Origin of the sequence: Burkholderia vietnamiensis LMG 10929 (assembly GCF_000959445.1) — a bacterium.
Taxonomy (GTDB): Bacteria; Pseudomonadota; Gammaproteobacteria; order Burkholderiales; family Burkholderiaceae; genus Burkholderia; species Burkholderia vietnamiensis.
This window is the reverse complement of record NZ_CP009630.1, coordinates 906,516-919,863: the sequence shown is the minus strand read 5'-3', so window position 1 is coordinate 919,863 and position 13,348 is coordinate 906,516. Positions and strand designations below refer to the sequence as shown.

General features: G+C 69.4%; 11 protein-coding genes. 4 read left to right on the top strand and 7 right to left on the bottom strand.

The features are described 5' to 3' along the window. Positions 1–395 precede the first annotated feature (395 nt). The 3 genes from AK36_RS04260 (at position 396) to AK36_RS04250 (ending at position 3,596) form a co-directional block, all read left to right on the top strand. Positions 396–1,460 carry a 2,3-butanediol dehydrogenase gene (locus AK36_RS04260; RefSeq protein WP_034195115.1) on the top strand — a complete coding sequence of 355 codons (1,065 nt, stop codon included), beginning with the start codon at positions 396–398 and terminating at the stop codon, positions 1,458–1,460. A gap of 526 nt (positions 1,461–1,986) precedes the next feature. Further along, entirely contained in the window at positions 1,987–2,643 is a 657-nt protein-coding gene (locus AK36_RS04255) for a VC0807 family protein (RefSeq protein ID WP_011882339.1), read from the top strand. Positions 2,644–2,729: 86 nt separating this feature from the next. After that, positions 2,730–3,596 (top strand): CPBP family intramembrane glutamic endopeptidase, encoded by an 867-nt coding sequence (locus AK36_RS04250; protein WP_045577932.1) that lies wholly within the window; start codon positions 2,730–2,732, stop codon positions 3,594–3,596. A gap of 48 nt (positions 3,597–3,644) precedes the next feature. On the opposite strand, the gene AK36_RS04245 is transcribed toward AK36_RS04250, so the two are convergent. The 5 genes from AK36_RS04245 to AK36_RS04225 form a co-directional block, all read right to left on the bottom strand. After that, on the bottom strand, positions 3,645–4,625 hold the full coding sequence (locus AK36_RS04245) for an aldo/keto reductase (RefSeq protein WP_045577931.1): 981 nt from the start codon (positions 4,623–4,625) through the stop codon (positions 3,645–3,647). Positions 4,626–4,789: 164 nt separating this feature from the next. After that, positions 4,790–5,464, bottom strand: a complete 675-nt coding sequence (locus AK36_RS04240) for a MarC family protein (RefSeq protein ID WP_011882342.1) — start codon at positions 5,462–5,464, stop codon at positions 4,790–4,792. 115 nt (positions 5,465–5,579) lie between these two features. Then, positions 5,580–6,380, bottom strand: a complete 801-nt coding sequence (locus tag AK36_RS04235) for an enoyl-CoA hydratase-related protein (protein ID WP_045577930.1) — start codon at positions 6,378–6,380, stop codon at positions 5,580–5,582. Between the two features lie 40 nt (positions 6,381–6,420). Further along, entirely contained in the window at positions 6,421–7,743 is a 1,323-nt protein-coding gene (paaK, locus tag AK36_RS04230) for a phenylacetate--CoA ligase PaaK (RefSeq protein ID WP_045577929.1), read from the bottom strand. A gap of 58 nt (positions 7,744–7,801) precedes the next feature. After that, positions 7,802–9,355, bottom strand: a complete 1,554-nt coding sequence (locus tag AK36_RS04225) for a 3-hydroxyacyl-CoA dehydrogenase (RefSeq protein ID WP_045577928.1) — start codon at positions 9,353–9,355, stop codon at positions 7,802–7,804. A gap of 529 nt (positions 9,356–9,884) precedes the next feature. On the opposite strand from AK36_RS04225, the gene AK36_RS04220 reads away from it, so the two are divergent. Further along, positions 9,885–10,973, top strand: coding sequence for a calcium:cation antiporter (locus AK36_RS04220; protein WP_011882346.1), 1,089 nt, complete (start codon positions 9,885–9,887; stop codon positions 10,971–10,973). Between the two features lie 79 nt (positions 10,974–11,052). Here AK36_RS04220 and AK36_RS04215 read toward each other — a convergent pair whose 3' ends face one another. Together AK36_RS04215 and AK36_RS04210 are read right to left on the bottom strand one after the other, a co-directional pair. Next, on the bottom strand, positions 11,053–11,958 hold the full coding sequence (locus AK36_RS04215) for a LysR family transcriptional regulator (RefSeq protein ID WP_045577927.1): 906 nt from the start codon (positions 11,956–11,958) through the stop codon (positions 11,053–11,055). 171 nt (positions 11,959–12,129) lie between these two features. Further along, positions 12,130–13,098 carry a LysR family transcriptional regulator gene (locus tag AK36_RS04210; RefSeq protein ID WP_011882348.1) on the bottom strand — a complete coding sequence of 323 codons (969 nt, stop codon included), beginning with the start codon at positions 13,096–13,098 and terminating at the stop codon, positions 12,130–12,132. Positions 13,099–13,348 lie beyond the last annotated feature (250 nt).

Sequence of the window (13,348 nt, the reverse complement as noted above, 5' to 3'; positions counted from 1 at the left end):
ACGGCGCTCGGCTCCCCCTCGCGACCCGGCGCGGAATGCTCGTGCCACCGCCCACGCCAACAGCGACTAGTACGCACCGCGTCTCGCATTCCGTCTCAAATGCGTGAGACGACCGTCGCGTCGTCTCATCCGCACGGTGCCGTCGCAATTGCAGCAAATCCGGCGCCGGTTTCGCGTGCCACCGGCGCGATGTCGACGCAGCGCGGCGTGCTGCATTGCACATCGACAGCCCTGCCGCATCGCCGCGCAAGCTGCCTCATCCCGCTGGCCCCATTCCTGCATATCGGACGTTCGCGCAATCGCGCGACGGACGCACCGGCACCCTGCCGCGCGCCCGACGACAATCTGACGGAGACAGCAACGTGAGTACACCGGCACCGCATACCGCCCCCAGCATGAAGGCCGCCGTCTGGCACGGCCGCAACGACATCCGCGTCGAGGAGGTTCCCGTCCCCGGACACCCGCCGGCCGGCTGGGTCCAGATCCGCGTGCACTGGTGCGGGATCTGCGGCTCCGACCTGCACGAATACGTCGCCGGGCCGGTGTTCATCCCCGTCGACGCGCCGCACCCGCTCACGGGCCTGAAAGGCCAGTGCATCCTCGGCCACGAATTCAGCGGGGAAATCGCGGCGCTCGGCGCGGGCGTCACCGGCTTCGCGCTCGGCGAGCGCGTGACGGCCGACGCGTGCCAGCATTGCGGCACCTGCTGGTATTGCCGGCACGGGATGTACAACATCTGCGAGAACCTCGCGTTCACCGGGCTGATGAACAACGGTGCGTTCGCGGAGTACGTGAACGTGCCGGCCGAACTGCTGTACAAGCTGCCCGACAACTTTCCGACCGAGGCCGGGGCGCTGATCGAGCCGCTCGCGGTCGGGATGCACGCGGTGAAGAAGGCCGGCAACATCGTCGGGCAGACCGTCGTCGTGGTCGGCGCCGGCACGATCGGCCTGTGCACGATCATGTGCGCGAAGGCCGCGGGCGCCGGACGCGTGATTGCGCTGGAAATGTCGGCCGCGCGCAAGCAGAAGGCGCTCGAAGTGGGCGCGACGGTCGTGATCGACCCGAAGGCGTCCGACGCGATCGCCGAGGTCAAGGCGCTGACGGGCGGCTACGGCGCCGACGTGTCGTTCGAATGCATCGGCCACACGGCCACCGCGAAGCTCGCGATCGACGTGATCCGCAAGGCCGGCAAGTCGGTGATGGTCGGCATCTTCGAGGAGCCGACGTCGTTCAACTTCTTCGACATCGTGTCGACCGAGAAGGAAGTGATCGGCTCGCTCGCGTACAACGGCGAATTCGCGGACGTGATCCGCTTCATCGCCGACGGCCGCATCGACGTGCAGCCGCTCATCACCGGACGCATCGCGCTCGGCGACATCGTCGCGCGCGGCTTCGAGGAGCTGGTCAACCACAAGGACCGCAACGTGAAAATCATCGTCCAGCCCGTGGCAGCCTGACGGACGCTCGAGGCGGCTGGGGCGCGGCGCGCGGGTGCCGCGCTCCGATGGGCGCTGGATGGCGAATGATAGGCAACGCGCAGCGGGCCGCGGGCGATGGGTGATGGGCGACTGGCCATTCGCAGTTCGCGTTGGGCGTTGGGCGTTGGGCGTTGGGCGTTGGGCGTTGGGCGTTGGGCGTTGGGCGTTGGGCGTTGGGCGTTGGGCGTTGGGCGTTGGGCGTTGGGCGTTGGGCGTTGGGCGTTCGGCGTTCGGCGTTCGGCGTTCGGCAGTTCGCGCTACGCGTTGGGCGATCGGCGGTAGGTCGCGGCGGGCAAGCCACCATCGGCTTAGCGGGCAGGTGGCCGCTGCGCCCTGAGCCGCCGCCGCGCCGGCCGACACCCGCGCATCGCCCGCCGCCTTGCCTGCCTTCACAGCCGCCCCTGCGCCCCACACCGCCGCCAACACCCCACACCCCACGCACGGGGTCCGACTTCGATATACTCGAAACGCCTTCACAGCCGCGCGCCCGCCGCGCCCCGCTCCCGTGAAACCACGCGCCGGCCTGCTCCTCGAACTCGTCGTCAATCTGCTGCTGCCCTGGGTCGCCTACCGGGTCGCGCATCCACATTTCGGGGAAACCGGCGCTCTCTACGCGTCGGCGGTTCCGCCGATCGTCTGGTCCGTCGTCGAATTCGTCCGCTCCCGCCGCGTCGATGCGGTGGCCGCGATCGTGCTGCTCGGCATCGCGCTGTCGCTCATCGGCATGGCGCTCGGCGGCGACGCGCGCACGCTGCTGATGCGCGAATCGCTCGCGTCCGGCTCGATCGGCGTCGTGTTCCTGTTGTCGCTGTTTCGCGACCGGCCGCTGATCTTCTATCTCGCGCGTGCCACCGTCGCACGCGAAATGGCCGGCGGCGCCGAGCGCTTCGAGACGGTCTGGGCCGAGCAACCGTACCTGCGCCGCATGCTGCGGCTGATGACGTTCGTGTGGGGCACCTGCATGACGCTCGAGATGCTGCTGCGCCTATGGATGGTGATGACGTGGCCCGTCGAGCGCGTGCTGGTCGTGTCGCCGATCATGGGCTACACGGTGTTCGGCACGCTGCTGCTGTGGACGTTCTGGTATCGGCGGCGCATCCGCGAGCGCAACAGCGTCGACATCCCGACCCGCGACGGCCTCACCGAAACCGCGGGCCGCTGAGCGCTCGCGCCGCGACGCTGCGGCGCAGCATCGCGACTTCGCTGAGGTATGATGCGCGGCGTCCCGTTCGCCCGTTGCATCGCCCCATGTCCCTCTCGCTGCTCCCGCTCGCCACGATCTGGCTCGCGCTGTTCACGGCCGCCGCACTCGCCTGGCTGCGCCCGCTGCACGGTACCAGCGTCGCCGTCGCCGGGTTCGGTTATGCGCTCGCGCTCGCATTCGGCAAGCTGGCGCCGATCGCGCTCGCGCCCCTCGCGCTGCTGGCCGCCGCCGCGTGGGGTGTCGCGCCGCGCCGGCCGCTCGCCGTGCGGATCGCCGCGCACCTCGTGTTCGCGGCGCTCGCGATCGCGCTGAGCCTGCACCTGATACCGGGCTTCCACAACCCGCGCGTGATCGCGCCGACGCGCTTCACGCCGGACGCCGTGCCGTTCACGATGTACCTGAATTTCGACAAGCCGCTGGTCGGCCTGTGGCTGCTGTGGACGCTGCCGTGGGTGGCGCCCGAGGTGCCCCTCCGGCGCGCGCTGCGCGTCGGCGCGATGGCGGCCGTCGGTACGGCAGCCGCTTGCCTGGCCGGCGCGCTCGCGTTCGGGATGGTCGGCTGGGCGCCGAAATGGCCGGCCTCGGGCTGGCTCTGGCTGGTCAACAACGTGCTGCTCGTGACGCTCGCCGAAGAGGCGCTGTTCCGCGGCTACGTGCAAGGCGGGCTGACCCGCGCGCTCGGCCGCTTCCGCTGGGGGCCGTGGGCCGCGCTGGCCGTCGGCGCGCTGCTGTTCGGCGCCGCGCACGCGGCGGGCGGCTGGCCGTGGATCGTGCTCGGCACGCTCGCCGGCGTCGGCTACGGGCTCGCATGGCGACGCGGCGGCCTCGTCGCCGCCGCGCTCGCACATGCCGGGCTGAACGCGATTCACTTCGGGCTGTTCACCTACCCGATGCTCGCCGCCGCGCACTGAACGCCGAACCGCGCGGCGGCGCCGCGCCACTCCGGCTCAGCCGACGGCTCAGTTGAAGCCGGCCACCGCGTGCGGCACGTACGGACCGTCGAGCGCCGCGATCTCGTCGTCCTTCAGCTTCAGTTGCAGCGCGCCGAGCGCATCGTCGAGATGATGCGGCTTCGAGATCCCGACGATCGGCGCGGTCACGCCGCGCTTGTGCGCGACCCACGCAAGCGCGACCTGCGCCCGCGGCACGTTGCGCGCGGCCGCGATCGCCGCGACGGCTTCGACCACCGCGCGATCGGCGTCGGCCGTCGCGTCATAGAGGCGCTGGCCGACCGCGTCGCTCTGCTGCCGGCCGGACGTCTCGCTCCAGTCGCGCGTCAGGCGGCCGCGCGCGAGCGGGCTCCACGGGATCACCGCGATGCCTTCGGCCTCGCACAGCGGCAGCATTTCCCGCTCCTCCTCGCGATACAGCAGGTTCAGGTGATTCTGCATGCTGACGAAGCGCGTCCAGCCATGCTGCTTCGACGTGTACAGCGCCTTCGCGAACTGCCACGCGTACATCGACGACGCGCCGATGTAGCGCGCCTTGCCCGCCTTCACGACGTCATGCAGCGCCTCGAGTGTCTCCTCGATCGGCGTGGCGTCGTCCCAGCGATGGATCTGGTACAGGTCGACGTAGTCGGTGCCGAGCCGCTTCAGGCTCTGGTCGATGTCGGTCATGATCGCCTTGCGCGACAGGCCCGCGCCGTTCGGCCCCGGCCGCATCCGGTAGAACACCTTGGTCGCGATCACGACGTCGTCGCGCTTCGCGAAGTCGCGCAGCGCGCGGCCGACGATCTCCTCCGACGTGCCGTCCGAATACATGTTCGCGGTATCGAAGAAGTTGATGCCGGCCTCGATCGCGCGCCGGATGATCGGGCGGCTGTCCGCCTCCGGCAGCGTCCACGGATGCGTGCCGCGCGACGGCTCGCCGAACGTCATGCAGCCCAGCACCAGCTTCGACACGTCCAGCCCGGTCGATCCGAATTTCACGTATTGCATCGCACGCCTCGTCGTTGAAGTGGAATGGCGGCCGTACGCGCATCGCGCGCCGGCCGGACGCTGGATGGTATCCCGTCGCGCGCGAACGCGCCGGCGCGCGGCGGCGCCGCCGCACCACGCGGGGCCGACGCCGCGCCGGCCGATGCGGCCCACGACGAAGCGGCTTACTTGATCTGGTCGGCGAGCGGCTGGAGGAACTCGGAGAAGCCGGTCAGCATGATCTGCACGCCGATGCACAGCAGCAGAAACGCCGACACGCGCTTCGCGACCTTGGTGCCTTCGGTGCCGAGATAGCGCGCGAGCAGCGCGGCGCGGCTGTAGGTCAGCCAGATCACGACCGCGACCAGCACGGACACCGTGATCGACACGATGCTCGAGAGCATGAATTCCGACAGCTTGTGCGTGCGGTTCGCGTTCAGCGCGATCGCGGTGGCGATCGAACCGGGACCGACGGTCAGCGGCACGGTGAGCGGGAAGAATGCGCGCGTCATGATTGCGCTCGCATCGATCGGCTTGATCGGCGTGTCGCCGCCGCCGGCCGGGCCGTCCGGCTCGTTGAGCATCTGCCAGCCGGCGACGGCGACCGCGAAGCCGCCGCCGATGCGCAGCGCTTCCATCGAGATCCCGAAGAAATGCAGCACCGGCGTGCCGGCGAAGAACGCGACCAGCAGCACGATGAACGCGTTGAACGCCACCTTCTGCGCGAGCAGGTTGCGCTCATGTTCGGTCAGCGCCTCGGTACGCTCGAGGAACAGGAAGGCGATGCCGATCGGATTGATGATGCCGATCAGGCCGGTGAAGCCGAACAGGATCTCGGAAACAAGACGGTTGACGATCATCGAGGAAATCAACGGACAGGGCTGGGCCGGCGGCGTGCCGGGGGTCACGCATTGTAGAGCAAGCGCCCGCGCGCGCGCCGCAAATCGTGCGGCGCCGCAGCCGGCCCGCGCCGCCTTATTCGACGCCCGGCTCCCACGCCGGCGGCCGCTTCGCAAAGAACGCGGCGAACCCCTCCTTCGCTTCGGCCGTCGCGCGCACGCGCGAGATCGTCTGCGCGGTGAATGCCGCGCGCTCGGCCGACGGCGGGTATTCGCCGATCGCGTCGAAAAAACGCTTGATCTCCATCAGCGCGTTCGGTCCGTTGCGGCTCAGCTCGGCGAGCGTGCGCTCGAGCGCCGCATCGAGCGCATCGAGCGGCACGGCCTGATGGATCAGCCCGATCGCCACGGCTTCGCTCGCGCCGAGCTGCGTCGCGGTCAGCGCGAGCCGGCGCGCCTGGCGCTGGCCGACCGCCTCGACCAGATACGGGCCGATCACCGCCGGCAGGATGCCGAAGCGCGCCTCGCTCACCGAAAAGCGCGCCTGATCGCTCGCGATCACGATGTCGCAGGCCGCGCACAGGCCCACGCCGCCGCCGAACGCGTGGCCCTGCACGCGCGCGACGGTCGGCTTCGCGCAGTGCCGGATCGCACGCATCATCGCCGCGAAGCGCTCGGCGTCGCGCAGGTTCGCGGCCGCATCGTTCGCGCTCGCGCGCTGCATCCACTGCAGGTCAGCGCCCGCGCAGAACGCGCGGCCGTCCGCGCGCAGCACGATCGCGCGCACGTCGTCGCGCGCGCCGAGCGTCGTGTAGGCGTCGGTCAGCTCGGCGATCATCGTCTCGTCGAACGCGTTGAGCACATCGCCGCGCCGCAGCGCGACGGTCGCAATGCCGCGCGCGTCGACCGCGACGGCCAAAGTCTTCAATCCATCCATCGAACGGGTTTCCTTGGGGTAGAACGGGTGACGGTCGGATTCACGCCGCCTGACGGCGGTCGATCACGCGCCGCGCCTTGCCGGTCGCGGTCGTCGGAATCCCGCCCGCCGCGAGCACGGTCACGCCGGCCGATACGCCGATCATCGTCTTGATCCGGTGCTGCAGCTCGCGCGCGATCGCCGCGCGATCGCCGTCGGTCATGCCGGCCGCGGCTTCGGAGCGCAGCTCGACCGCCAGCTCGAGCCGGTCCATGTGACCGTCGCGCGACAGCGTGACCTGGAATTGTCCGGACAGCTGGGCCTGCGCGACGACGATCTCCTCGATCTGGCTCGGGAACACGTTGACGCCCCGCACGATCAGCATGTCGTCGGAGCGGCCGGTGATCTTCGCGAGCCGGCGCATCGCGCGCGCCGTGGGCGGCAGCAGCGCCGTAAGGTCGCGCGTGCGGTAGCGGATCACCGGCATCGCCTCCTTCGTCAGCGACGTGAACACGAGCTCGCCCGCGCTGCCGTCCGGCAACACTTCGCCGGTCGCCGGATCGATGATCTCCGGATAGAAATGGTCCTCCCAGATCACCGGGCCGTCCTTCGTCTCGACGCACTCGCACGCGACGCCCGGCCCCATCACTTCCGACAGCCCGTAGATGTCGAGCGCGTCGATGCCCGCGCGCGTCTCGACTTCGTCGCGCAGCGCCTGCGTCCACGGCTCCGCGCCGAAGATGCCGATCTTCAGCGACGAGTCGGCCGGGTCCATCCCCTGCCGCACCATCTCGTCGATCAGGTTCAGCATGTACGACGGCGTGACGAGGATGATCTTCGGCTCGAAATCGCGGATCAGCTGCACCTGCTTCTCGGTCTGCCCGCCCGACATCGGCACGACCATGCAGCCGAGCCGCTCCGCGCCGTAGTGAATGCCGAGGCCGCCGGTGAAGAGCCCGTAGCCGAACGCGTTGTGCAGCGTGTCGCCCGGCCGGCCGCCGGCCGCGCGGATCGAGCGCGCCGTCACGTTCGCCCACGTGTCGATGTCGCGCGCGGTGTAGCCGACCACGGTCGGCTTGCCGGTCGTGCCGCTCGACGCATGCACGCGCACGACCTGCTCGCGCGGCACCGCGAACAGGCCGAACGGGTAGTTGTCGCGCAGGTCGCTCTTGGTCGTGAACGGGAACTTCGCGAGATCGGCGAGCGTGTGCAGATCGTCCGGGTGCACGCCGGCCGCGTCGAACGTCCGGTGATAGTGCGCAACGTGGTCATACGCGTGGCGCAGCGACCACTTGAGGCGCTCGAGCTGCAGCGCCTGCAGTTCGTCGCGGCTGGCGGTCTCGATCGGCTCGAGCGCGGCGGCGGGATGCGTCGGGTGAGTCATGGGGTGCTCCTCCAGTGGAGTGATGTCGTTGTCGTGATCGAGGGGATGCGGGCGGCGGCTAACGGAACGTGCGGCCGGCCGCGTGCAGGGCGGCGATGCGCGGCGACACGCGATAGCGGTCCTCGCCGTAGCTCGCCGCGAGATGGGACAGCACGCGATGCACGCGGCCGATGCCGATCGCATCGGCCCACGCGAGCGGGCCGCATGGGTAGTTCACGCCCTTTTCCATGGCGAGATCGAGATCGGCGGGCGAGCACACGCCCTGATTGACGGTGTCGGCCGCCTCGTTCGCGAGCATCGCGACGGTGCGCATCGCGACCATGCCGGGCACGTCGCCGACGCCCACGACGCGGAACCCCGCCTGCTGGAACAGGCCGACCGCATCGGCGTAAGCGGCGTCGCTGCACTGGAGCGCGCGCGTGAGCGCGACCAGGCCGGCCCGAGCGTAGTCGCGCGCAAGATCGACAAGCACCAGATCGGCCACGCCGGTTTGCGCGGCGCGCAGCGTCGCGGTACGGCCGTCGGTCAGCGCGATCGACGCGCGGCCGGCCACCGCGATCAGCTCGTCGGCGTGTGCGCCGTTCTGCCGCGCGTTCGGGATGCGCTCGGCAAAGCGCGCGTGGAGCGCCACAGCCGGGCCTTCCTGCTCGAACAGCACGACGTCGGCCGGTGCGGCGCAAGGCGCTTCGAACTCGGGCGCCGGCGGCGGCGCGTCGGGCGCGTACGAGTAGAAGCCGCGCCCCGACTTGCGGCCGAGAAAGCCGGCGTTCACGAGTTCCTGCTGAATCAACGACGGCGTGTAGCGCGGATCGTTGAAGTACGCACGGAACACCGACTCGGTCACCGCGAAGTTCACGTCGTGACCGATCAGGTCCATCAGCTCGAACGGCCCCATCCGGAAGCCGCCGGCGTCGCGCATCACGGCGTCGATCGACGCCGGCGTGCCGCCCTGCTCGTTCAGCACGCGCAGCACCTCCGCGTAATACGGGCGCGCGACGCGGTTCACGATGAATCCCGGCGTCGATTTCGCCATCACCGGCCGCTTGCCCCACGCGGCGGCCGTGTCGTACAGCAGCTGTGCGACCTCCGCGGCCGTCGCGAGCCCGCTGACCACCTCGACGAGTGCCATCAACGGCGCCGGATTGAAGAAGTGCAGGCCGGCCACGCGCTGTGGCGCGCGCAGGCCGGCTGCGATCGACGTGATCGAGATCGACGACGTGTTGGTGGCGAGCACGCAGCGCTCGTCGACATGGCGTTCGAGCGTCGCGAAGATCTCGCGCTTCACGTCGAGCCGCTCGGCCGCCGCCTCGACGATCAGCGCGGCGCCGGCGAACTCGGCCAGCGCGCGCACGGCGCGGATGCGGCTGCCGGCTGCGTCCGCCTGCGCCGGCTCGAGGCGGCCTTTCTCCGCAAGCCTCGCGAACTGCGCACGAATGCCGGCGAGCGCCTTGTCGCACGCGGCCTCGTCGAGGTCGTACAGCAGCACGCTATGACCGGCCGCCGCCGCGACCTGCGCGATGCCCGCGCCCATCGCACCTGCGCCGATCACGCCGACGAGCGCCGATGGCGCCAGCGCGCCCGAGTTCACCGAATGTGCAGAAGAAACAGCCATCGCTTGCGATCCGTCATGAAAGTGGAAGTGCGAGCGATTATAAACCGACCGGTCGGTAGCTTTATGTCAGGGCCAGCCCGAATTCGTTGGGCAATGCCGCTTTACGGAAACTGCAGGAAAGGAATCATGCGGCAACGGGACGCTTTATCGAACGAAAATTCACTAAATCTCTGGAAAATCGCGCAGTAGACCTTCAACGTGTGATAAAATCAGACAAATTGCAGCATCCTGGGGAACCGCGCGCAGCCGCCTCTCGTCGCCGTGGCGGCGTTCGGGTCGGTCGTCGGCCGGTCTGACTGTCGGCCCGTGCATCCCGTCATCGGTACCCGATCGCATCAACCCGCTTCATCCAGCGACGGGCTTCGGCCCGCCCGCACCCCTCGCCGCCCCGCTGCGGCAGACCCGACGCAGCACGGTTTCGTGCTGTCATCCGTTGAGCTTCATCGTCATCGTTCGGCGCATCACCCGGCCGGGCTTCGTCAACCCGTGACGGCGCGTGTCGCGCCGCCGCTCGCATAGGAAACCGTTCATGCCGATTTCGTCCAATCAGCTGCCGCGCTGGACCCTCTGGGCTCCGCTCGCCGCATGGCTCGTCCTCGCGCTGTCGCGCGCCGTGCCGGCCGAAGGCCTCGTCATCGCGGTGTTCGCGGCCGCGCTCGCCGGCGCCGTGTTCGCCGCGGTCCATCACGCCGAAGTCGTCGCGCACCGCGTCGGCGAGCCGTTCGGCACGCTCGTGCTCGCGGTCGCCGTGACCGTCATCGAAGTCGCGCTGATCGTGTCGGTGATGCTCGGCGCCGGCCCGGAAAAGTCGGGCCTCGCGCGCGACACCGTGTTCGCCGCCGTGATGATCATCTGCAACGGCATCGTCGGGCTGTGCCTGCTGGTCGGTGCGTGGAAGCACGGCGAGCAGGATTTCCAGGGCCGCGGCGCGAGCAAGGCGCTGGCGGTGCTCGCCTCTCTGTCGGTCCTGTCGCTCGTGATGCCGAACTACCTGAACGCGGCGCCCGGCCCGCAGTTCTCGAATTCGCAGCTCGCGTTCGCGGGCGTGTCGTCGCTCGTGCTGTACGGCGTGTTCGTGTTCGTGCAGACGGTTCGCCATCGCGACTACTTTCTCGCCAGTCACGACAGTGCGAACGAATCGATCCACGCGACGCCGCCCAGCGCACGCACCGCGGCAGTCAGCATGCTGCTGCTGTTCGCGAGCCTCGTCGCCGTGGTGCTGCTCGCGAAGCTGCTGTCGCCCGCCGTCGAGCACGCGGTGATGAAGCTCGGCGCGCCGGAGGCCGCCGTGGGCATCGTGATCGCCGCGCTCGTGCTGTTGCCCGAAGGGCTCGCGGCCGTCACCGCCGCGCGGGCAAACCGGCTCCAGACCAGCATGAACCTCGCGCTCGGCTCGGCGCTCGCCAGCATCGGGCTGACGATTCCGACCGTCGCCGCCGTGTTCATCTGGGTCGGACATCCGCTCACGCTCGGCATCGGCCCGATGGAAACCGTGCTGCTGGCGCTCACGCTGCTCGTCAGCACGCTCACGCTGAGCCAGGGACGCACGACCGTCCTGCACGGCGTCGTGCATCTGTCGCTGTTCGCCGCGTACCTGTTCCTGTCGGTCACGCACTGAGCGGCGGGCCGCCCGGCGCAACGGCGGCGCTGCGCCGCGCCCGCAACGCGCGGCGCGCTCGCCGCTTCATCGCGCCGTGCTAGAGGCCGTCGGCCGCGCCTTCGGTCAGGAACTGCCCGACCATCGCGTTGAACACCGGCAGCGCCGGATTGTCGTTGTCCGCGCGCCACGCGAGATACAGCTCCGCCGCCACGTCGACGCCGGCCACCGGCCGGAACACGACCCCGTCGACGTGCAGCTCGCGCGCCGACGCCGGCACGAGCGCCGCGCCGAGCCCGGCGCGCACCAGGCCGAGTATCGTGTGCGTCTGCCCGACGTAATGCAGGTAGTTCGGCAGGCGTCCGGCACCGGCGAACATCCCCGAAATCATGTCGTGGAAGTACTTCCCTTCGTTCGGCGAGTAGGCGATGAACGGCTGGCGGTCGAGTTCGTCCGGGCCGATCCGCTCATGCGCGGCAAGCGGCGAGCCCTGCGCCACCGCGACGAGCATCGGCTCGCGCTGCACGAGCCGGTATTCGAGCGGATGACGCGCGGCGCGCTGGCGCACGAAACCCGCATCGAGCATGCGCGACGCGAGCGCGTCGATCTGCACGGTCGACACCATTTCGCGCAGCTCGACATCGACGTCCGGTAGCGCGCGGGCGGCGTGCGCGAGCAGCACCGGAATCATCCGGTATGCACTGACGGCCGTGAAGCCGAGCGTGATCCGCCCCTCACGGCCGTGCGCGACGCGCTGCGCGGCCTGTTCGGCCCGCGCGGAAAATTCGAGGATGTGGCGGGCGTCGCGCAGAAAGCGCTCGCCGGCTGCCGTGAGCCTCACCTGCCGGCTGCTGCGTTCGAGCAGCGCGATGCCCAGCGCGTGTTCGAGCAGCTGGATCTGCCGGCTGAGCGGCGGTTGCGTGATGAAGAGCCGCCGGGCCGCGCGGCCGAAATGCAGCTCCTCGGCCACCGCGACGAAGCAGCGAAGCTGGTTCAGTTCAATCATTCGCGTCCTGAATCGATCGATAGCGCATCGATGTTAGACCGATATCGATTCGATTCCCATCCGCAGCGGACGCGATGCGCGGCGTGCGGCAGCTTCGAGCGGATTGGCGTCACGCCGCTTGAAGCGCGGAAAGTGCAGGCAGCGCCGCCCGGCGTGCCCGCACGGCGGGCGTCACGCGCTCTGGCGGGCAGCCGGCATCTGCGCGAGCGTGAGCCGGTCGAGTTCGCGCAGGTCGTTCTCCAGCGCCGGCGTGAGCGTCGTGCGCAGATGGTCGAGGAACGTGCGGATCTTCGCGTCGAGATAGCGGCGTGTCGCATACACCGCGTAGACGCTCACCGTCTGCAGCCGGTATTCCGGCAGCACGCGGATCAGCCGCCCTTCCCGAATGTCGTCGAGCACCGTGTACAGCGCCACGCAGGCGATCCCACGCGACGCGCGCACGGCCACGCACAGCGCGTCCGGCACGTTGACCTGGAACGGCGCGGGCTGCAGCTCGTAGACCGTCTCCTCGCCGTCGCTGCGCTCGAGCCGCCACTCGCTTGCCGGCGACGCGGGCGTATCGAGGCGCAGGCAGACGTGGTTCGGCAGGTCGTCGGGCGTCTGCGGCGTGCCGTGACGCGCCAGATACTCGCGCGACGCGACCAGCACGCTGCAGCTGGTGCCGCAGGTTTGCGCGACGTAGCCGGAGTCGGGCAGCTGCGACGCCGTCACGATCGACACGTCGTAGCCTTCCTCGACGAGGTTCGGCATCCTCTGCGCGAGCGTCAGCTCGACCGACACGTCCGGGTTGTCCTCCTGATAGCGCACGATCGACGACACGACGTGACTCTGCCCGAGCCCCGTCATCGCGTGAATGCGCATCTTGCCGCTTGGCCGCAGCAGCGCGTTGCGCGCTTCGGCATTCGCATAGTCGAACTCGGCCAGGATCGACTTCGCACGCTCGAAGTAGCGCTCGCCGCTTTCGGTGAGGCCGAGATGGCGCGTCGTGCGATGCAGCAGACGCGTCTGCACGTGCGCTTCGAGGTTCGAAACCGCGCGCGACACCTGCGCGGTGGTCGCATCGATTTCTTTCGCGACCGCGGTGAAACTGCCGGCTTCGACGACGCGCACGAACAGGCGCATGTTTTCGAGCATGTCCATTGAATTGGCTTTGGGAGTGTCGGTGAGGAAACGTCGGCAGCGCTCGCGTCAGGCGGGGTTCGACTCGGGCGCGCAGACCAAGCGCACGCGATCGCCATGCCGGGGTACGGGCGGGAGAGCGGTCATCGCGTGCGTGCTTGTGGCATATCGGGGAATTCGGTGGCCTGAATTGTACGCCGCCGCACACGAATTTTGTGCAATTGCGTCGTGCGAATCTTTCATCAGATGAAATGTTTGCCGCGCACTCCGT

Bases quoted from the DNA above. Each gene is read 5' to 3' on its own strand.
- AK36_RS04260 (WP_034195115.1), top strand. From the start codon at position 396: ATGAAGGCCGCCGTCTGGCACGGCCGCAACGACATCCGCGTCGAGGAG.
- AK36_RS04250 (WP_045577932.1), top strand. From the start codon at position 2,730: ATGTCCCTCTCGCTGCTCCCGCTCGCCACGATCTGGCTCGCGCTGTTC.
- AK36_RS04245 (WP_045577931.1), bottom strand. From the start codon at position 4,625: ATGCAATACGTGAAATTCGGATCGACCGGGCTGGACGTGTCGAAGCTG.
- AK36_RS04240 (WP_011882342.1), bottom strand. From the start codon at position 5,464: ATGATCGTCAACCGTCTTGTTTCCGAGATCCTGTTCGGCTTCACCGGC.
- AK36_RS04235 (WP_045577930.1), bottom strand. From the start codon at position 6,380: ATGGATGGATTGAAGACTTTGGCCGTCGCGGTCGACGCGCGCGGCATT.
- paaK (WP_045577929.1), bottom strand. From the start codon at position 7,743: ATGACTCACCCGACGCATCCCGCCGCCGCGCTCGAGCCGATCGAGACC.
- AK36_RS04225 (WP_045577928.1), bottom strand. From the start codon at position 9,355: ATGGCTGTTTCTTCTGCACATTCGGTGAACTCGGGCGCGCTGGCGCCA.
- AK36_RS04220 (WP_011882346.1), top strand. From the start codon at position 9,885: ATGCCGATTTCGTCCAATCAGCTGCCGCGCTGGACCCTCTGGGCTCCG.
- AK36_RS04215 (WP_045577927.1), bottom strand. From the start codon at position 11,958: ATGATTGAACTGAACCAGCTTCGCTGCTTCGTCGCGGTGGCCGAGGAG.
- AK36_RS04210 (WP_011882348.1), bottom strand. From the start codon at position 13,098: ATGGACATGCTCGAAAACATGCGCCTGTTCGTGCGCGTCGTCGAAGCC.